We start from the raw sequence: 19,934 nt of genomic DNA, 5'->3' as shown, positions 1-19,934 counted from the left end.
AGCGACCTACCGCGGGTACTGCGGCTGGACGACTGGCACCACACCGCCCTGCGCCTCCGAGCGATCGACGAGGCTGCGTAGCACTGCGTGGGGTACGACTCCGAGCCTCGATCTGCTACCGGCCGGTGGCACCGTCGACAAGCTCTCGCAGGATGTCGGCGTGACCGGCATGCCGGACGGTCTCGCTCGTCATGTGGGCGAGCACCCAGCGAAGCGTACGAGGCGCGTCATCGACCGGCTGCGCGGTGAGGACGTCGGGGCCAGCGGCTGCGCTGATGTGGGCGTCGCTGTCGGCGATCGCGGTCCGGTAACCGGCGATGATCTGATCCGGGGACCGGTCCGGCTGGACCACCATGTCGAGGTCGACGTCGGCGTAGCGCCGGTCGCCGGCGAACGTGTAGCCGAACCAGTACCGTTCGGCATCGGTCAGGTGCTGGACCAGGCCCAGCAGCGTGGTGTCCGAGACGACCAAGCGGCGCCGCAGCTGCTCCTCGTTCAAGCCGGCGACCTTCTTCAACACGCATGATCGAGCGAAGGACAAGAAGGCGAGGGTGGTGTCGAGTTCGCCACCGTCGTTGCGTGGCACGGCTTCGCGTTGGGATTCGATCATGCCCCGACCTTACGTTCCTGTCATCCGGGAGAGGCAGGCGGGAATGTAATCCGAGCGTACCGGCCAGACGCCCGCCCATCGGCAGTTCGGGAAGCCGGCCTGCACTGCGGGCCGCCCACGAAGCGTGACAGCGCCGGCTGGCGGCGGCGCGCGCGGACGGAGGCTGGCGCGGAAGACGCGTCAGCCTGCCGCGCCGGCGGCGGCTGCCGCCGCTGCTGAGGCTGTCCGGGCGTCGTCGATGATCCTTTGGACCGCGTTTGCCGCCCACACCGATCGTCGGAACTCGGCGAAGCGGTTGCGCACCTGCATGGTCGGTAGATCCGACAGGAGGTGCCGTTCCCAGTCCAGTGCACTGACCAGGCCGCACAGTGCGGCCGTCCGCGCATCAACGCGATCCGAACGCGTCGCGGCAGAGCGTATCTGTTGGCGGGCCTCGGTCTTGGCTGGTGGTTCCGAGCCGTCCTGGGTGGGGTATCGGGTACGGGGAACCACCTTCAGCACCTTGTCGGTCTCGGGCCGGAGTGTGCCTGCGTCGATGAGTTGGCTCAGCACGGCCGCGCGTACGTCCTTGGTGAACCGGATGATCCAGTCTCTGGGCTCGCGGGCCCTGCGGTCGCGCTGCAGGTGGTGCAGCGCGAAGTCCGTCAGCCGTACATCGGTCGGCTCCGGGTTGGTGACGACGACGTACTTACCCACAACGTCGATGCGCCCCGCCAGGGCCAGATCCATGAGCAGCGCGCCGGCCAGGCCGTAGTCGAGGTTCGCGTCGGTGCCTCTGGCCACGCCGTCGTTGTCGTAGGCAAGCAAAGCGATCAGCTCGGCAAGTGACACGTCGGCCATGACTGAACCGTAGCCAGGGCCGTCAACAACCCGCGCACTGAGCTGTCCCCTTGTCGTGGTCGTCAGGTTCCGGCTCGGCATCCGAATCCGGGCGCTGGCGACCAGGTGCTTGAGCCGGCGGCCGTCGACCGCCCGGTCTATGACCCTGGCTACCGCTGACGGTAGCGGGACGAGGACGACCCTTGCCGCCCCTGCCGGGAACCCGCAGGACGCGATGGCCGTGTTCCTCGCCGATGTCGGCGATGTCGGCGCCGCAGGCTTCGAAGATCCGCAGGCCGAGGAGGCCGAGCGTGGTGACCAGCGCGAAGTCGTTCGGGCTGTCGGACAGATTCGGATGCCGCGGCACGCCATCGGTCGAGTGCCTCCGCAGCTTTCGTCCAGGCGCGCCTGGTTAGCGATGTCAACTACCCGTACCAGCCACCACTTCGGGTGCCAGAATCCGGCATGACGATTCGCCGTGCCGTGCCCGATATCACCACCACCGACCCGGTCGCGAGCAGCGACTTCTACCAGCTCTTGGGCTTCCGGGTGGGGATGAATCTGGGCTGGGTGGTCAACCTGGTCTCACCCGCCAACCCCACCGCCCAGGTCATCCTCATCACCAAAGACGCGGCGGCCCCCGTGAACCCGGACCTCAGCGTGGAGGTTGATGACGTCGACGCCGCCTACGAGGCGGTACGCGCTACGGGTGCGGAGATCGTGCATCCGATCACCGACGAGCAGTGGGGCGTCCGGCGCTTTTTCGTCCGCGACCCAGACGGCAAGGTGGTAAACGTCGTCGGTCACCGCTGACCGGCAAAGGGCCAGCAGCTACGCCCCGACAAGCGTCCTCGAGTCTGACGGGCCGGCGACTCGTGCGAATCGTGATGCAATGCAGCGTGCGGTTCGGCACTCTCGTCGGCACGTCCGGGCGTCCTCGTTCCTGAACTCGACGCTGTTACTGCAGTTTACGGTTCACGGTCGTCGCCGGAGCTACGGCGTAGCTCGAGCCCTCTCGCCGGGTGGCCGCGGGAGTTCAGCTCCAACCGGGCGGCGCTTGAGCGTAGGCGGGTGGTAGGTGAGGCCAGCTCAGCGGGCGGCCGTCGAGTCGACCTGGTGGGCTGATCGCGCTCCACCCGTTTCCGAGTGCTGTCCGGTAACTGTCGGCTTGGCGCTTCGGGTCCTCGCCCCCGCTCTGCCTGACTGGTCTACTGCCTTGGTCAAGCAGCCATCGTGCTGTCCTGGCGAGGGATACAGAGACGTGGGTGGCCTCGCCGCTGCGGGTGCGTCGACCCAGTGCCGCCAGTGCACCAGCAGCGATGAGATAGCCGGTGGCGTGGTCGAGTAACTGACAGGGCAGCGCGCCGGGTTGGATCCCGTCCGTGCTTGTAGCCCAGCCGATGCCGGTGGCGATCTGCACCAGGCTGTCGAACCCGCGCCGTGTGCCCCAAGTTCCGTCCGTTTCCCAAGCCGAGAGGGTGACGACGATGGTGCCGGGGTGCTGGTCCGCTACTTGGTCAGGGTCCAGACCGTGACGGCGCAGCGCTCCGGGCCGGTAGCCGGTCACGAGAACGTCGGCTTGATCGACGAGGCGATGCAGAGCTTGACGACCGTTCTTGGTGCTGGCATCCAGGGTTGTGCTTGCCTTACCGATCACTCCGTCGACGGCATGCAGCGCCAACTCCGGGCGATGCGGATCGTCGACTCGTAGCACGTCGGCACCGAGCGCGCCCAGCATCCGGGTACCAACGGGGCCGGCGATGACTCGTGTCAAATCGAGCACCTTCACCCCCGACGCCGGAAGCGGGCCCAGTTCGGCTAGCGGCAGCGAGCCACGGCTGAGCGGCACCATGCCCACGAGCGGCGATGTTCCCACCGCGCTGCATCCGCTGTCGGCTTCCCACTGGGCCTGCCTGCGAGCCGCCACGGCTAGCCCTCCTGCGGCGTACACGACGCGCTCGACCTCCAACGCCGGGCGCGCGGCTATGGCGTCGGCCAACAACGCCTGAACTTCGGTGTCTCGACCGTCGGGAACGCCGAGGGACGCCAGCAGAGCCGTCCGATGCCACGGATAGTTCGCGTGGGTGCGCACCCAACCGTCCGCAGCCCGCCACAAGCGAGACAGTGGAGCGAAGCCGTCGATGCCTCGCCCGTCTGCGTCACGAAGCCAGACCTCGCTGCGCATCGCCGCCGCCACATGCGCCGTGTCGAGCGCAATGTCGGGCCGCCGACCGGTGCGCGCAGAAGCCAGATCAGCGGCAGCGGCGAGACTGGTGGCCACGGACACGATTGCGCACTCGGCGACTGCGAGCGGTGACGTCAGCACCGCCGGCTGCGGATCTCCGGTCAGCCGGAGCCCGGCGATATCCAGCAACCCCAGGTCTGCCAGTACGCCGTCCAACAGAGTCGCCATGCAGACATCCTTTCCGACCCCTGCTGGCCCGGATTGACCTACTGGGGGTGCCGTTGCTCACCCGCCGGGCGGGAGCAAGAGGAAACGCCGGAAGGGCCGTAGAGGAACGTCACAGAAAGTGATTGGTCCGATTGGATTCCAGGTCCTGTACCGCAGAGGAGGGCCATGATCATCGTCATGACCCGACGTCTGGCACGCTATCGCCAGACCGGCCGATTACGATCGGCCAGCAGCAGCATCGGCTGACCAGGTTATTCAACCGGCACTGACACGTGTCCGATCAGGTTGCATCGTTCGGCTGCAATGGTCGGGTGACCGCCACCGCCACGTTGCGCCCCCGTCCGGCCGATCTGGGCCAGGTGGCCGAGCCGATGATTCTCGCGTTCAGCGTTCCGGTTGCGATTGTGGTCGCCCTCACCGTCGGGTTTCCGGCCGCCGTGGGGGTGCTGACGATCATATGGCCGCCTGCCTTGGCCGGATGGATCTATGCCGCGGTGCGCCGGTGCAACCTCCGGCTCGAGTTCGACGACCATTGCCTGGTGCACGTGAACGTATGGCGGCGGCGTACCGTGATCCCGCGGACGGAGATCAGGGCGGTCCATGTCCTCTCGTTCGACGGTCCGGCCGGGGTGCCCGCCTGGGTTGTCATCGTCATGGGGCGGGACGGTGCGGTCGCACTGTCTCTGTGGGAACCGCGATGGGATGTCGACCGTACGACCAGGTTCTTCGGAGGGCTGGTCCGGGTGTTCGGGCTGCCCCTGGAGACCACCCTCGACGGCGTCCGCGCGACGATCCCGGGCTTGCCCGTGCCGTTCCGCGTGGCCCACCCGTTCCTCGCCGTGCTCGCGGGGTGGGCGGCCTTCACGGGCTACGCGGCTGTGGTGCTGGGCCTCGTTGTCGCCGTGGCTACGTAACGCTTCACCGCGTGGAGCCGCGCCACGGAGCAGGCACACCTGCTCCGGCCGGTACCGATGCTCGCCGATTGGGCATGCTTCCCGGTGGCGAGGTCAAGGAAGCGCGAGCGTACCCGTTGTGGCAGTCAACGCGCACGGACAGCGGCACTTGCGGACGAGCTATCGGCGCAGGTCATGATCGAATGCTTCGGGTGACGGCCGAGTGGTGCCCTCCGAGCCGGGACGGTGTCCGCGCGCCGAACCGACCGCTGAGACAGTCGCGGAGGGCGTCGGGAATCGTTCAACTTCGATGAATTTGGGGCCGGGTGCCTGGCGCGTCTGGGCGAGCCTGCTCTACCGTCGCTGCATGGTCTCGCGTCGATCGGTCCTGCGGGCGGTGCCGCTGGCGGCGGCTGCCCTCACCACCGCCCCAGGCCATCCCCGTTGGCTCGGCGGGTCGTCCACGTCGTCGGACCCGGCGCGCGTACCTCCTGACCCGGCTACGGCGGAGGCCGCCGCGACCGCGGTACGGGGCTTCACGGCCGACCTCTACCGCACCCTGGCGTCGACCCGTGCAGGCGGCAACGTGGTGTGCGCGCCGTACTCGGTGGGGCTCGCGCTCGCGATGACCAGGGCGGGCGCCGGCTCGACCACGGCGGACGAGATGGATGCCGTGCTCCACGCACCGCATCCGCGACCCGGCGCGCTCCACAGCGGGTTCAACACCGTTGACCAGATGCTCGCCGGCCGATACCAGGACGGCGACGGAACCAGGAAGCCTCGGCTGACCACGGCCAACGCCGTGTGGACACGGTCCGATCTGGGCCTGCGAGCAGGATTCCGGGACACCCTGGCCGGCTACTACGGTGCCGCGCCGCACCCGGTCGACTTCCGTGGCGCCCCGGAGGCGGCCCGTCAGGAGATCAACACCTGGGTGTCGGACCGGACCAACGCGAAGATCCCGGAGCTGTTGCAGTCCGGCACCGTGAGCCCCGACACCAGCTTGATCCTCACCAACACGACCTACCTCATGGCGGCCTGGCGGTACCCGTTCAAGGCGACCGCCACGGCCGTGGAGCCGTTCACCCGGGATGACGGCAGCGTCGTCGACGTCCCGATGATGCGCGGGCCGTTCGACAGGATGGGCTACCTGGAGGGGGACGGGTGGCGTGCGGTCGACGTGCCTTACGCGGGCGACGCGCTGGCCATGGCCATCGTCATGCCGACCCGGGACGATCTCGCTGCGGTCGAGGCGAATCTAGACGTGACGTGGCTGGGCGCGTTGTTGACCGGGTTCCGGTTCGTCGATGTCCAACTGCGCCTGCCCCGGTGGACGTTCCGCCTGCCGGCCGAGCTGGGTGCCACGCTGAGCAGCCTCGGCATGCCCACGGCGTTCACGTCGCAGGCCGACTTCACCGCCATGAGCACCGAGCCGGCCCTGTACATCGACGACGTGGTACACGAGACGTTCATCGCGGTGGACGAGAAGGGTACCGAGGCCGCAGCCGCGTCGGCCGTCATCATCCCGCCGCCGTCGGTCCCGCACGGGCCGCAGTTCTTCGTCAACCGGCCATTCCTATATGTCATCCACGACCAGCTCACTGGCGTACCGTTGTTCCTCGGCCGGGTCCACGACCCGCTGATCACCGACCCAGCCTGACCGGACCGGGACAAGCCGAGATCTTCGGTTGATCGCACTGTGAGCCGGGAAAGGATCGTAGGATTGCGTGGTGAGGGGATCGCGACAGATCCCTGCCCCTGACCTCGGTCATCGGTCCCATCTTCCAGTGCCTGGACCCAAGAACTCCTAACTCTTCCGCCAGGTGCACCCACGAATCGCGGACCGAGAACGAACAGGATCCCGCACAGCAGCCCGTCAGAGACACTCTCGGACAGAACGAACCTCACGTCCACCGGATACGCCCAACATCATCCGAGCGACCCGGATCACGATCCGGGGCTGAGCCGGCTGTCATCGGGGTATCAGGGTGGAAGAGTTCGGCGACCCACACCGGACGCGATCCAGGCGAACAGGGGTACCGCATGTTTCTGATCTTCGGTCTGCGTACCAAGTCGGAGCGGCTGGGGCTGGTCCCGACGGCCTGCCGGGTCTGCGGGCAGTCCGGCAGCATGCTGCTGGTGCGTGAGACAACCCGGTTCAGCCTCTTCTTCGTACCGCTGTTCCGGGTCCGGACGAAGCACGTGCTCTACTGCACCAACCCGCTCTGCGGCGCGCGTACCGACATCGGAGCGGGCGAGGCGCGCCGGCTGCTTGCCGCAGCGCCGCGCTGACCGGCTACGCGGCGGCCCACCCCGGCCGGCCAGAGCCAGGACGAGGGCCGCGACAGTCCGCGCGGGGCGAGGGACCGGCGACACGTTCCGCACGGGGGGCGGGCGAGGCGATGGGCTTCTTCGCGTTTGACGCGTCGGAAGGTGAGGGCCAACTCGATTCCCGCACCATCACCGGTGCCCGGACTCGTCGCTCGACGCCGGAGCGGAGATCGGCCTGACCGGCTCGCCGCGAATCCGCCTGATTCGCCTCGGCGATTGACCGTTTCGGCCACGCGACGGATCGTCTCTGGGCAGGATGTAACCGGATCAACCGAGGGGGACCGCCCCGTCACGGGAGGTGTCAGGTGGTCGCCGTCCGGATTCCGCCGAGCCTCTTCGGCATCCCCTTCGGCCTCGCCGGCCTGGGCAACACCTGGATGGTGGCCGGACGCGGCGGCGACGTACCGACCTGGATCGGCAACGGCCTGCTGGCGCTCGCCGCGCTGACCTGGCTCGCCGTGGTGGCGGCGTACGCCGGCTACGCGCTGCCCCGGCCGAGTACCCTCGTCGGCGACTCGGTGGATCCGGTCACCGGCCCGTTCGTCTCGCTCGCCGTCATCACGCCCATGTTGCTCGTCGCGCAGGGCGTCGCCCCGCACAACCTGCACGTCGGGCGGATCCTCGTCGACGTGTTCCTGGTCCTCACGCTCCTCTTCGGCGGATGGATAACAGGGCAGTGGATCTACGGCAGGATCGACATCGACCAGATCCACCCCGGCTACTTCCTGCCCACCGTGGCCGGCGGGTTCATCGCCTCGGCCGCCGCCTCCGCGGTCGGGCAGCGCACCCTGGCGGAGATCATGCTCGGGCTCGGCCTCGTCTGCTGGCTGGTCCTCGGCTCGCTGATCCTGAGCCGCCTCTTCGTGCGGCCGCCGCTGCCGACGCCGCTCATACCGACCCTCGCGATCGAGGTGGCCCCCTCCGCCGTGGCCGGGATCGCGCTCTTCGCCCTCAACGGCGGCCGGCTCGACGTCTGGGTGACGCTGGTCTCCGGGTACGGGCTGCTGCTGGTCCTCGCCCAGATCCGTCTGCTTCCGCTCTACCTGCGGCTGCGCTTCGCCCCCAGCTTCTGGGCATTCACGTTCTCCTGGTCGGCGGTGGCGACGGCCGCCCTGCATTGGGTCGCCGAGGGGGAACCCCCGGGTCACCGCGTCTACACGTACCTCGTACTGGCGGCCATCTCGGCCCTGATCGGCGGAATCGCCGTACGGTCGATCGTGGCCGCGGCGCGCGGACGCTTCCTGCCGCCGCCGGCCCCACCGGCGACGCCCTGAGGCGGACCTCATCACCACCCGATCCGGCCGGCCATCCGATTACTCCGGCGCCCGGCTCGCCGAGCCGCCCGGGTGAGAGTACGCAGAGCCGGTTCGAACAACTGCCGTACGAATCCGAACGGATGTCCCGTTCGAGTTCGCCGCAGTGTGCCGAGGACACCCTGATCTGCTGCCGCCGAGCCATGAGCAGAGGCGGCGCCTGTTGCTGGGGCGAGACCACAAGCCAACCGGCAGAAATCTGACAGATGACTCTTGGCGAGCCTGCCGGAAATGATCGGAGGTACCCCGAGAGTAGGAAGCGCAGCGGTTCAAGACACCGTGACATCTCATGCACGATCCATCCAGAAAGGACCACACCATGGTCACGCCCAGAAAGCTCATTGTTCATGCGCTGCTCGCCACCGTCGGGGCGGCAATGTTCCTGGCGGCCGGCTCGACAACCGCCTCGGCGGCTACCGCGCGGAACGGGGTCTGCGAGAGTGGGGAGTTCTGCTACTACTGGGGCTTCAACCGTACGGGCTCACTGTCCGACTTCACGGCCTCGGAAAACAACTACGGAACGACGCAGCCGACCTGCTTCGAATTCAAGTCAGCGGGCACCGGGCGGTACCAGTGCATCAAGAACAACGCGGCGTCGGCCTGGAATCGCAGCAGCGTGACGGTCCGCGTCCACTACAACAGCGACTACGGTGGCCCCTACGACGCCTTCGCACCGGGCGCGGGTCGCAACCTCAACAGCACCCTCCTGCTCGACAACGCCTCGCACAAGTTCCTCTGACCCCTCGTCGGCGAGTCACGGCGGCGGCGAGGATCCCGTCTGCCAGGTAGCCGGGAGGGGACACCCCTCCCGGCTCTCGCGACTCGGGGTGGCAGTTCCCATCACCCGGTCGTCGCCAGCGCTCAACGGACCTTCCGCTTCCGACCCAGTGGGCTACTTCCGGGTCGGGGCCGGTAGGGCCCTGCTCCGACCGCCGGTACCGGGGTGCGCCGGCGACGGACCCTGAAGCTCGACGACCATTGATACGGTCCGTTCCGTGCTCACCACGCCAGCCCTCCTCGGCGTCGACTTCGGCACCTCGCACACCGTCGCCGCAGTACGCATGCCGAGCGGCCGGACCGAGTCGCTGTTGTTCGACGCGTCGCCGCTGCTGCCCTCCGCGGTGTTCGCGCCGGCAACTGGTCAACTGCTGGTGGGGCACGACGCACTCCGCAGTTCCCGGCTCGATCCCGGCCGCTGCGAACCCAATCCGAAGCGCCACATGACCGACGGGACGCTGCTGCTCGGCGATGTCGAGACATCGGTGGAAGAGGCGGTACGGGCGGTACTGTCCCGGGTGGCCCAGACCGCGCGGCGCGCGCTCGGCACCACACCCACCCCGGTGGTGCTGACCCATCCGGCCAGTTGGGGCGCCCAGCGGCGCGCGGTACTGGCGCGGGCTGCGGCCGGCGCTGGGCTGGGCGCGGTCCGGCTGATGGCCGAGCCGGTCGCGGCCGCGTTCTACTTCACCGAGGTGCTCGGCCACCGGGTGGAGCCGGGCGGGACGCTCGTGGTGTACGACCTCGGGGGCGGCACCTTCGACATCAGCGCGGTCCGGCGGCGGTCCGACGGCGGCTGGGAGGTACGCGCTACCGCGGGGTTGGACGACGTGGGTGGAGTGGACATCGACGCCGCGATCGTCGACTGGACGGTGAGCCACGCCGGTGCCGACGCCACCGGGGCGCGGGTCGGCCTCGTCGAAGGGCGTCACCGGCAGCAGGCGCAGCAGGAGGCGCGGGCGGCCAAGGAACAGCTCAGCCGCTTCGTCACGGCGCCGATCGTCCTGCCCGGGCTGGACCGCGAGGTCCATCTCACCCGTACGGAGTTCGACGAGCTGGCCCGGCCGTTACTGGAGCGGACGGCAGTGCTGACCACGTCGACGCTGTTCGCCGGCGGGGTCACCGCCGACCGGCTGGCCGGGGTCTTCCTGGTCGGTGGGTCCAGCCGGATCCCGCTGGTCGCCACCATGCTGCACCGGGCGCTCGGCGTGGCGCCGACGGTCATCGACCAGCCGGAGCTGGTCGTCGCCCACGGCACTCTGCACGCACCGCCGTCCGGCGGACAGGTCCCGGCCGACCCGGCACCACCGGTCCGGGCCCGCCCGACACAGGCCGTCACACCACCGCCAACACCGGCACCCACACCAGCGGCACCCACACCCCCGGCACCCCCGGCACCCACACCAGCGGCACCCACACCCCCGGCACCCCCGGCACCCACACCGACATCGACAGCGGCACCGACGCCGACGAGTGCGGCCGGTCCGCTCGCGCAACGGCCGATCCCGGGCGAGCCGGCCGCGTCACCGCGTCCGGCAGCCGCCGCCTTCGCCGTCGCGGTGCTGCTCGGCGCGGTGGTCGGCGCGGCGATGACCGCCTACCCGGTGCTGGCCGGATACGACGGTCCGATGCCGTACTGGACGGACCGGTACGCCTGGCAGCTCATACCCGTTGCGGGCCTGCTGGCCGGGACCTGGGCTCGCCGCCGTGGAGTCGCGTTCGCGGCGCAGGCGGTCTCCGGTGTCGTCGCCGGGCTCGTCGGGCTCCTGGTGGTACAGGCCGGCCGGAACATCTTCCGCCTGCCGTGGGGCATTCCGGTCGAGTTCTACTACTGGGACCACCATCCTGACGTCTGGTTCCTGACCCTGGTCGGCGGTTGCCTCGTCGCCGGGCTCATTCTCGAAGTGGCCCTCGCCGCGACCGCGCGGCTCGGCAACCGTGGCCTGGCCGTCGCCGCCGTCTCCGCTGCCGGGATGCTGCCGAACCTGCTACTGCTCTGGATCTTCGACTGGGAGTACCGACCGGAGTCCTCCCGGCTGGTGGTCGACACGCTGTTCGCGTACCCCTTCGTGCTGTTGCTGGCCTGGCCCGCCGCGGCGCTCGCCGGGCGTCCGGCCCGGTAGGACTGCCGGTAGGACGGCACCGGGTCGGGGGCTCCGGAGAGCCGGCCGCGCATCGGTGCGGCCCGGGCGAACCGGCGGTGCCATCGCATCCGGCCTGACCGATGGTGTCACTCCCGCCCGGGACTCGTGCAATTTAGACCGGGCCTGGGTCATCGGCATTGTGGTCGCCACCACAATCGCAAGGTCGCGGTTGGAGTGTGCAGCGAGAAATGACGGCGCGGCGGCTCTGCCGTTATCAACCCGCCAAGGACGCACCCTTTACGGAGGCCACCCGGGGTGGTACTGAGGGCTCGCCTCGGCTCGGCGGAATCAGCGGTAGTGGCTATCGAGCGCATGCCGCTGACTCTCCGGTCGATCTTTCGAGCCGACCTATTGTCTGGAATGATCTCCGACCATGGACGCCAAGGGTAACGGGCATGCTGTCGTCATCGGTGCGAGCATTGCCGGTCTGTTGGCCGCGCGCGCTCTGAGCGAAGCCTACGACCGGGTGACCGTCCTGGACCGCGATGACCTGCCGGATCAGCCGACGCCTCGCCGGGGCGTACCTCAGAGCCGCCAACTGCACGTCCTGCTCACCCGGGGGGCGCAGATCCTCGAGGAGTTCTTCCCCGGAGTCACGGACGACCTGGTCGCGGCTGGAGCCCTTCGCCTCGATCCCCAGGTGGAAACCACGTACTATCTCGACGGCCGGGCCATCGCATCGGCACCGTCCGGCTTCTCCGTGCTCGGCGTGACCCGACCGCTGGTGGAGTACCACGTGCGGCAACGCGTGGAGCGGCTCCCGAACGTGGTGGTGCGGCCCGGCGTCGAGGCGGTGGGACTGCTCACCGGCCCGGACGGCGCGGCGGTGACCGGGGTACGGACCACCGGTAGCGACACTCCCGAGCCCGCCGACCTCGTCGTGGACGCCGCAGGCCGTGGGTCACGGGCGCTGGCCTGGCTGCGTGAGGTGGGAGTCGCGGAGCCGGACAGCTCCCGGGTCGATGTCGATGTCGTGTACGTGACGAGAAGTTACCGCTGGGAGCCGGGTCATCTCGACGGACGGCACGGTCTGCTCATCGTCCCGATGCCCGGCACCCCCCGTGGCGGCGCCGCCGTGCACGTGGAGGGCGACCGTTGGGTGGTGGCCCTCTTCGGACTGGCCGGCGACACCCCACCGGTGGACGACGAAGGCATGCTGGCGTTCGCGGAGTCGCTGCCGGTCCCTGATCTGGCCGACCTGCTACGCGAGGCGAAGCCGCTCGACGACCCGGTCAAGATGCGGTACCCGGCGAGCGAACGTTGGCACTTCGAGAAGGCGCGTCGCCGCCCCGACGGCTTCGTCGTGGTGGGTGACGCGCTGTGCAGCTTCAACCCGACCTACGGACAGGGGATGTCCGTCGCGGCGATGGAGGCGCTGATCCTCCGCGACCTGACCCGAGCCGGTACCGCCGGACTGCCGGGTCGGTTCTACCGGGCGGCGGCGAAGGCCATCGACGCGGCGTGGGCGCTCTCGGTCGGCGGTGATCTGAGGTTCCCCGAGATCGCCGGGCACCGCAGCGCAGTCGATCGGATGCTGGCCCGCTATCTGGACCGGTACCGGCTGGCCGCCACCGTAGATCCCACGCTCGCCAGGACGTTCCTCGGAGTCGCGCAGATGTTGGCGCCCGCCACCGCGATGGTGGCACCGGGACACCTCGTCAGGGTGTTCCGGGGAACCCGTCGGGCCCGAGCACGGCGGGCGGTCCAGGCTCCTACCCGTCGCCGCGCCGGGTAGGAGCCCGGACCTGACCGTCGGCGGTGCCGGCCACCCTGTCCGTGCGGTAGCGGTCGGTCCTCCGGCCGCACGTGGCGGCGTGCGGCCGGAGGCGGTGTGGCCCGGCCACACTCGAGGTTCTCGGTGTGGCCGGGCCGCGGTCGGCGTTTTCGGCTCAGCCGCCGCCGACCGGCAGGAGCGTCATGGCATGCCGGACGAGCTGGATCAGGGCCTGCTTGCTGGACTCGCGATCCCTCGCGTCGCACCACAGCAGCGGGACGGTCGGCGGGAGTTTCAACGCCGCGCGGATCTCCCGCTCCGTGTAGAGACACTCCCCGAAGAAGCGGTTGACGGCGGCGACGAAGGGAATCTGCCGTCGCTCGAAGTAGTCGATGGCGGGGAAGCTGCTGTTGAGCCTCCTGGTGTCCACCAGCACGATGGCGCCGATCGCACCCTGCGCCAACTCGTCCCACATGAACCAGAACCGGTCCTGTCCAGGCGTGCCGAACAGGTAGAGCACGACTTCGGACGCGATGGTGATGCGCCCGAAGTCCAGCGCGACCGTGGTACGCGTCTTGTTGTCCACGCCGGTGACGTCGTCGACACCGGCGCCGGCCTGGGTCAGAACCTCCTCTGTGGTCAACGGCGCGATCTCGCTGACCGAACCGACGAAGGTGGTTTTGCCGACGCCGAACCCACCGGCCACGACGAGCTTGACCGATCTACGATCCACGTTGCCCAGTCCCTTTTTCATAGTCGTTCGAGGCCGGCGAGTACCGCTTCCAGCAGTCGCATGTCGGTGACCCTCTGCTGCGCCGGAGAGCCGATCTTAAGGAGCCGCTGCTCCACCAGCACGTCGACCATCACCTTGACGATGGTGAGCGGCCGGTGCAGGTGGGCGCCGATCTCGGCCACCGACATCCAGTCCGTGCACTGGTTGATGATGTCCTGCAACTCCGGATCCAACCGGGTGTTGACCGGCACCGCGATGACCTGGGTCGCCAGGTCCAGGTCGCTGTTGCGGGGACGTGTCCGTCCGCGCACCAGGACGTAGAGCGGAACAAGCCCGCTCTCTTCGGCCTCGTCGTCGCCGCCGGTCCAGGACTCAGCCATGGCCTGTGCCTGGGCCACCGGTTGGTCGCATCGGGGCGGGTCGCGTCTCGGTGCTGAGATGCTCGCCGATGCGCGTCACCAGGCGGCCCATCTCGTAGGCGACCGTGCCCATGTCGACGGCCTGGTCGCAGAGTACGGCCAGCCGGGCGTTCTGCCCGGCGGCGGCGACGAACAACGTCTGATTGTCGTATTCGACGATGACCTGCTGTACGTACCCACTGTCGAAGCGTCGGCCCATGCCCGCGGCGACGCTGTACAGCGACGAGGCGCCGGCAGCCAGCAGCTCCGCGCCGTCCTGCGGCAGCGACGCCGATCGCTGGATCGTCAGCCCGTCGGTCGACAGCACCAGGGCGTCGATGACGTTGGGGACCTTCAACAGGTCGTCCAACATCCAGGTCAGGTCCTGTGAGGTCGAGTTGGTCACGCTTTCCTGCCTTGATCGTCATTGGGCTTCTGGATCCCCGCGGCCCGGCCGGCGGCCCACCCTCGTTGGTAGCCGGCGAGCCGGTCCCGAGCCTGCTCGGCCGGGCGCGCGGGCCCGGCCGCCCTCGGTGCGGCGGCGGAGGTGGGGTCGGCGCGCAGTCCGGGCGCGATGTGCTGTTGTGGATCCCGCTGCGGCAGCGGCGGCCGGCTGGCCGCCTGTGGGCCCGGCGAGCCGCCACCGACCCCGCTGGGCACGGGCGGTGCGCCCGGTCCGGCACCGGAACCCGACCGGGCGGTACCGTTCGGCGACGCCGCGACCGGGGCGGGCGCGGGGGACGCGGCGGGACGCGGCTCGCGCCGGGTCACCTTCTCCGGCTTCGGGGCCGCCGGGCCGGCCGTGGCCGGTGACTGGGCGGTCGGCTCGGGACGGTCGGCGGCGTCACCGACGGCGATGACCCGCTTCGGCAGGAGTACGACCGCCAGCAGCCCTCCGTACGCCGAGGGGCGCAGGGTCACCTGGATGCCGTGCCGCTTGGCCAGCTCCGTGACCACGTGCAGACCGATCTGCGCGCCGTCCTTGAGGGCCGTCACGTCCGGTGTGGGTGCGGTCCTGAGCAGCTCGTTGGCCCGGTCCAGGGCGTCGGAGCGCATCCCGACCCCGGAGTCCTCGACCTCCACGGCGAGGCCGTTCGCGACCTCGTTGGCGGTCACCCAGACGGTGGTGCCGGGCGGGCTGAACGCGAGCGCGTTGTCCAGGAGTTCGGAGAGCAGGTGGATGGTGCCGGCGACCGCCTGACCGACGATCGCCACGTCGGGCGCTCCGCGCAGGGTGATGCGCTGGTAGTGCTGTGCCTCCGCGAACGCCGCCAGCAGCACCCGACGGACCGGTACCGGACTCTGGAAGCGTCGGCCGATCTGGCCACCGGCCAGGATGAGGAGGTTTTCCAGGAACCGCCGGGCCTGCGTCAGCTGGTGGTTGATGTCGAACAGCTCACTCAACAGCTTCTCGTCGCCGACCCGGTGCTGAACTCCCTCGATGACCTTCAGGCCCCGTTGCAGCGGCCGCTGCGGACGGCGCGCGACCCCCATCAGCATCGCGGTACTGGCGGCCCGGGTCGTCGCCTCGTCGATCGCCGCAGCCGCCGCGGCCCGCAACGACCTGTTGATGACCTCGGCCAGTTGGCCGATCTCGTCGCTGCCGTAGTCCCGGAACGACAGCTCGGCCTCGGGATCGACCTTTTCGTGCCGGCGCAGCCGCTCCATCATCGCCGGCAGCCGCTGGTCCACCATTGTCGCGGCGTCGTCGCCCAGGTTCGCCAGCCGTACCGGCAGCTCACGCGACTTCCGCCACGCCCAGAGGATCGCGGCGCCCGCGATGGACGCCGCGACCAGGCTCGCCAGCGACGCCATCAGCAACTGGTTGTTGCCGGTGCGCAGGGCCTCTGCGGAGACCTCGTCGGCCTGCTGGACGGTCATCTCGATCAGCCGCTCCGAGACCTGCCCGGTCAGCGCCTCCCAGCGCGACCTGGTGGCGGCGAGGCTGCGGGGGACGCCGTCCTGCCACGCACCGCCCGTGATGATCGCTTGCTCTGCGGCCACCAGATCCCGCCACACGTCGCTGCCCGTGAGCTGCTCAAGGCGCTCACCCGGGCCCGGCCGCAGGTGCGGGGTGACGGTGGTCAGGCCGGCGTGGTACGAGCCGACCAGGCTGACGAACTCCAGATAGTCCTGCTGGCCGAGGGCCCGCGCGCCGAACGCGCCATCCATCCTCGATGCCGCCCGGGACATCAGGTCGCTGGCCCGGAACGCATCGGTGGCCGTGATGCCGCCCTGCGTCGCGGTCACGTCCGGGACGACCCGGGCCTGGGTGTCGAAGAGGGTGGTCGCGGCATCGAGCAGGTTGTTGTAGAAGCTGAAGGCCCGCTGCCCGTCGATCGAACGGGAGTCCACTGTGCTGCGTACGCTCGGCAGCTGGTCGAGGAACTCGGTCAGCGCCTGCCACCGCGTCACGATAGAGTCGGGGGCGTTGCCGAGCGCTTCAGTCGCCACGGCGCGCAGCTCGGAGAGCCGATCGTCGGTCAGTTTCCGCTGGTCGACGAGGGGTTGCAGATCACCGGACCGCTGTGCCAGGTGGGTGATGCTCAGCCGCCGCTCCTGCATGATCGAGGTCAACGCGGAAACTGCCGGGATCGACACGCTCCGAACCGAGTCGGCGACCGCTCTGGTATAGAAGCCCTGGAAGACGAGGTACCCGGACGCCACGAGCCAGAGGACCACGACGACGATGCTGGGGGCGAGCACCAGTCGAATGACGTGCCGCCTGATGGACTTCTGCCCGCCACGGCGTCGAGCCGACGTCGTTGACTGACCACGGGTCTCCGGCCCACCCGCACGGTCGGCCTGTGAATGCGTCAACTTTCATCCAATCATGGCTCAATGGGACCAGCAGGGCGAACGTTACGACCAACGCCGATGCGGGCGCAACCCTGCCTAACGCCTACGAAGGACGGTTGCCCACAGCCGCCCGGACGGACGTGCAAGAGGCTGCGTCAGACCGTCGGCACGTCTCGGCTGGACGGCGCTACGGCTGGACGACCGGACGGCCGGGGCTTCTGCCGGGTACTCCCGGACCGGTGCCGGCGCGACGTGTCGGCGGCCACCATCGGTTCGGTGCCCGGCGACGCTCCAAAGCGGACGGCGGCGTCGGTTTCGCGCCTGCGGGCGGTATCGGAATCGCCCGCCGTGCCGGCCGTTCAGGCGAGGCGCGTCAGTCCGTTTCGGACCCGGACCGCGAGACCGGCCGCAGGGCCACGGGATGCACGGTCACTGCCGGTCCGTGGATCCCGGCGGCAGCGCGGCAGGCGCCTGCGACGGCGCGACGGCCCGGTGTTGCTGCGGCGGCCCCTGCACCTGTGGGCGGCCCGCCATCGGCGGTTGACATCCCGGCGGGAACGGCTGACCGAACATCACGGCCGAGATGAGCACGGTCAGCCAGGGCACCCACGGACCGCGCAGCATCAGCGGCGGTGCGCCCTCGAACTGCATGACCAGCGCCCAGCTGCGCAGATCGGGGTGGATGGAGACCAGCGAGCCCAGGTGGAGGGAGTTCCACTTGTTGTCGATCATCACGAGGAGCCGTTGGTCGGTGACCACCGCCGGCGCCCTGCCCATGAAGCGCCACTGCGGCCTCGCCTGTTCCTCCGCACGTCGCCGCTTCCGCGCGTCGCTGGCGGCACCGACCGCCATTCCCGCCGCGACGAACAGCAGGCCGCCGTGGAATCCGTAACCGCCGGTGGTGTACTCGACGTCCATTCCGTGGAATATGCTGACGTCGACCGTGAGCGCGGCGAACTGTGACTCGCCCGGCCGGGTCATGATGGTCGGCCTGATCGGTCGTGGACGATTGCCTCTGTTCACCATTTCGACCAATGCATTCATCGCGGCCCAGCCGCGTTGGGCCTCGAACGCCTCAGCCTGCGCCCGTTCGCTCGCCGACATCAGAACCTCCGCAGTAGCAGTGCGGAGGAATCGTCGCATCGGCTTGCATGATCAATCCATGGCGTTCGGCCGGTCGCGGAAAGGACCAACCGATCGGCCGGTACGCCGCACCGATCATTGCCGCAGCTGTCCCAGTTCGGTCACGCGAGGGTGGGTTCCGGGTGATTCGATTCCGAACTGGAATCTGGTTCCGGCCCGGGCGCCGGGCATTCATCGTTGTCCCGGGAGGCTGCTCCGCCGGCTTTCCTCGATCACGTCGTCGACGATCTCGGCGAGTCGGTGCACCCCCCGAGTGCTGGCCATCCGGTCGGCGATCCGCCGCGCGGCGTCTCGGTACCGGTGGTCGTCGAGCACGGCGCGGACGGCACGGCGGATGGCGGACGGTGTCGGGGTCTCGGTCCTGAGACGGCGGCCGACACCGGCCCAGGCGACCCGGGCGATGACCTCGGGCTTGTCCTCGTGGCTGCCGGCGGCGACGATCGGCACCCCGTAGCGCAGGGCGTACTGCACACCGCCGTATCCGCCATTCGTCACGTAGACGTCGGTCCTCGGCAGGAGATCGTCGTAGGGCAGGAACTCGGCCGCCCGGGCGTTCGCGGGCAGCGGCGGCAGCGAATCGACCGGGCGTCCACCGGTCGCCACGGCAATCAGCACGTTCTCGTCGGCGAGACCGTCGAGCGCCGGCCCGATGAGTTGTCCGTAGTCGCTGTTCGCGATCGTGCCCTGGGTGAGGTGGACGACGGGGCGCGCGCCGTCCAGCTCCGGCCACCAGGGCGGAAGCGGCGCCCGCGACCCGGAGGCGGAGATCGGTCCGGTGAAGTGCAGGGTGGCGGGGGCGTCGGACCGGGGGTACTCGAACTCGGGCACGGTGAACTGCACGATCGCCTCGGCGTGGCGCGGCCAGTCGAGCACCGGGAACGGGATCGAACGCCCGTGCAACCGCTGGAAGATCTGCTCGGCGATCCGTTCGAACGGCGGGAACACGACCCTGCGGGTCACGGTGGCCAGGGTGGCGTCGCGGAGTCGGCCCAGCGGGCCGCGCAGCGGGGTGAGCCCGGTGCCGAACGGCGCGGTGTCACGGCTGGAGATCATCAGTGGACAGATGCCGCACATCACGACCGGCGGCCGTACGCCGAGGGGGTGGCCGAGCAGGAACGCCCCGCCCACGAAGGCCGGGTCGGCCAGCACCGCGTCGGCTGGCTCGGCGGCGTGCGCCGCCATCACGGCGTCGTGCTGGGGCAACCCGGGGCGTACGAAGATGTGCTCGATGTCGTGGGCGAGCGCCTTGGTGCCCCGCAGGGCGGCGCGCTCGGGAAAGGTTTCGTTCCAGTCCTGCCGGTCGTCGAAGTCGGCCTCGGCCGGCAGTGGCAGGTGGGTGGCGCCGGTGGCCTGGACGGTCTCGGCGAATCTGGCTCCGGTGATGAACCGGACCCGGTCTCCCCGCCCGGCGAAGTGCCGCGCGACCGCGAGCAGCGGTGTGACGTGCCCGTGGATGGGCATCGTGGCGATGATGATCGACGCCATGGCGGCACCCCGCTCTGGGCTCCAGGGTGGAGGATACTATTGGGAACCATGGAGCAGTATTCATCTTCATGGCGTGGTAGTCAATATGACGGCTGCTGACGGCCGTACCCGTACCTACCGGTCGGAGCTACGGGATCGGCAGGCGGCGGAGACTAGGCGGCGCGTCGTCGAGGCCGCCATCGAGGTGTTCGGTCAGCACGGCTACCAGGCCGCCACCTTCGCGCAGATCGCGAGGCGGGCCGGCGTCTCCGTCGAGACGGTGCGCAGGCACGGTCCGAAGGCGGCGATCATGTGGGCCGCGGTCGAGGGGGGGGGGGCGCGGTGTGTAAGGCGGGCCCCCCCCCTGACCCCCCCCCCCCCGG

The 19,934-nt window shown here is 69.6% G+C and carries 18 protein-coding genes; 9 read left to right on the top strand and 9 right to left on the bottom strand.

What is annotated here, in order from left to right:
- Nucleotides 1-115 precede the first annotated feature (115 nt).
- Both V1634_RS26405 and V1634_RS26400 read right to left on the bottom strand, forming a co-directional pair.
- The gene (locus V1634_RS26405; protein WP_331210597.1) at nt 116-610 is read right to left on the bottom strand and encodes a DinB family protein; all 495 of its coding nucleotides are present in this window, start codon (nt 608-610) and stop codon (nt 116-118) included.
- 180 nt (nt 611-790) lie between these two features.
- Entirely contained in the window at nt 791-1,450 is a 660-nt protein-coding gene (locus V1634_RS26400; protein WP_331210596.1) for a GOLPH3/VPS74 family protein, read from the bottom strand.
- 444 nt (nt 1,451-1,894) lie between these two features.
- On the opposite strand from V1634_RS26400, the gene V1634_RS26395 reads away from it, so the two are divergent.
- The gene (locus V1634_RS26395) at nt 1,895-2,242 is read left to right on the top strand and encodes a VOC family protein (RefSeq protein WP_331210595.1); all 348 of its coding nucleotides are present in this window, start codon (nt 1,895-1,897) and stop codon (nt 2,240-2,242) included.
- Between the two features lie 223 nt (nt 2,243-2,465).
- On the opposite strand, the gene V1634_RS26390 is transcribed toward V1634_RS26395, so the two are convergent.
- Entirely contained in the window at nt 2,466-3,842 is a 1,377-nt protein-coding gene (locus tag V1634_RS26390; RefSeq protein ID WP_331210594.1) for a CoA transferase, read from the bottom strand.
- 311 nt (nt 3,843-4,153) lie between these two features.
- Here V1634_RS26390 and V1634_RS26385 point away from each other — a divergent pair, with 311 nt between their 5' ends.
- The 7 genes from V1634_RS26385 (at nt 4,154) to V1634_RS26355 (ending at nt 13,035) form a co-directional block, all read left to right on the top strand.
- Nucleotides 4,154-4,756 (top strand): hypothetical protein, encoded by a 603-nt coding sequence (locus V1634_RS26385; RefSeq protein ID WP_331210593.1) that lies wholly within the window; start codon nt 4,154-4,156, stop codon nt 4,754-4,756.
- A gap of 346 nt (nt 4,757-5,102) precedes the next feature.
- Nucleotides 5,103-6,395, top strand: coding sequence for a serpin family protein (locus V1634_RS26380; protein WP_331210592.1), 1,293 nt, complete (start codon nt 5,103-5,105; stop codon nt 6,393-6,395).
- A 383-nt stretch (nt 6,396-6,778) separates the two neighbouring features.
- The gene (locus tag V1634_RS26375) at nt 6,779-7,027 is read left to right on the top strand and encodes a zinc-ribbon domain-containing protein (protein ID WP_331210591.1); all 249 of its coding nucleotides are present in this window, start codon (nt 6,779-6,781) and stop codon (nt 7,025-7,027) included.
- 344 nt (nt 7,028-7,371) lie between these two features.
- The gene (locus tag V1634_RS26370; RefSeq protein ID WP_331210590.1) at nt 7,372-8,340 is read left to right on the top strand and encodes an SLAC1 family transporter; all 969 of its coding nucleotides are present in this window, start codon (nt 7,372-7,374) and stop codon (nt 8,338-8,340) included.
- Between the two features lie 358 nt (nt 8,341-8,698).
- Nucleotides 8,699-9,118 (top strand): peptidase inhibitor family I36 protein, encoded by a 420-nt coding sequence (locus V1634_RS26365; RefSeq protein WP_331210589.1) that lies wholly within the window; start codon nt 8,699-8,701, stop codon nt 9,116-9,118.
- A 256-nt stretch (nt 9,119-9,374) separates the two neighbouring features.
- Nucleotides 9,375-11,279 carry an Hsp70 family protein gene (locus V1634_RS26360; RefSeq protein WP_331210588.1) on the top strand — a complete coding sequence of 635 codons (1,905 nt, stop codon included), beginning with the start codon at nt 9,375-9,377 and terminating at the stop codon, nt 11,277-11,279.
- Nucleotides 11,280-11,673: 394 nt separating this feature from the next.
- Entirely contained in the window at nt 11,674-13,035 is a 1,362-nt protein-coding gene (locus V1634_RS26355; RefSeq protein ID WP_331210587.1) for an FAD-dependent oxidoreductase, read from the top strand.
- A 154-nt stretch (nt 13,036-13,189) separates the two neighbouring features.
- On the opposite strand, the gene V1634_RS26350 is transcribed toward V1634_RS26355, so the two are convergent.
- The 6 genes from V1634_RS26350 to V1634_RS26325 all read right to left on the bottom strand — a co-directional run bounded on the left by V1634_RS26350 (nt 13,190) and on the right by V1634_RS26325 (nt 19,572).
- Nucleotides 13,190-13,768, bottom strand: a complete 579-nt coding sequence (locus V1634_RS26350) for a GTP-binding protein (RefSeq protein ID WP_407951858.1) — start codon at nt 13,766-13,768, stop codon at nt 13,190-13,192.
- Nucleotides 13,765-14,127: a DUF742 domain-containing protein gene (locus tag V1634_RS26345; protein ID WP_331210585.1), complete on the bottom strand. Its 363-nt coding sequence runs from the start codon at nt 14,125-14,127 to the stop codon at nt 13,765-13,767. The genes V1634_RS26350 and V1634_RS26345 overlap by 4 nt, the downstream gene beginning before the upstream one ends.
- Entirely contained in the window at nt 14,120-14,551 is a 432-nt protein-coding gene (locus tag V1634_RS26340; RefSeq protein WP_331210584.1) for a roadblock/LC7 domain-containing protein, read from the bottom strand. Before V1634_RS26340 ends, V1634_RS26345 begins: the two co-directional genes overlap by 8 nt.
- A complete protein-coding gene (locus V1634_RS26335) occupies nt 14,548-16,851 on the bottom strand; it encodes a sensor histidine kinase (RefSeq protein WP_331210583.1) in 2,304 nt (767 codons plus the stop codon). Before V1634_RS26335 ends, V1634_RS26340 begins: the two co-directional genes overlap by 4 nt.
- A gap of 522 nt (nt 16,852-17,373) precedes the next feature.
- Entirely contained in the window at nt 17,374-18,087 is a 714-nt protein-coding gene (locus V1634_RS26330) for a hypothetical protein (protein ID WP_331210582.1), read from the bottom strand.
- A 171-nt stretch (nt 18,088-18,258) separates the two neighbouring features.
- The gene (locus tag V1634_RS26325) at nt 18,259-19,572 is read right to left on the bottom strand and encodes a glycosyltransferase (protein WP_331210581.1); all 1,314 of its coding nucleotides are present in this window, start codon (nt 19,570-19,572) and stop codon (nt 18,259-18,261) included.
- On the opposite strand from V1634_RS26325, the gene V1634_RS35530 reads away from it, so the two are divergent.
- The coding region (locus tag V1634_RS35530) for a TetR/AcrR family transcriptional regulator (protein ID WP_407951857.1) at nt 19,469-19,934 on the top strand (466 nt) is incomplete at its 3' end. The two genes, V1634_RS26325 and V1634_RS35530, sit on opposite strands and share 104 nt — an antisense overlap.

The sequence above is a fragment of the Plantactinospora veratri genome, from assembly GCF_036421995.1.
Classification (GTDB): Bacteria; Actinomycetota; Actinomycetes; order Mycobacteriales; family Micromonosporaceae; genus Plantactinospora; species Plantactinospora veratri.
The sequence above is the reverse complement of the archived record's forward strand: the minus strand, read 5'-3'. Positions and strand labels throughout refer to the sequence as shown.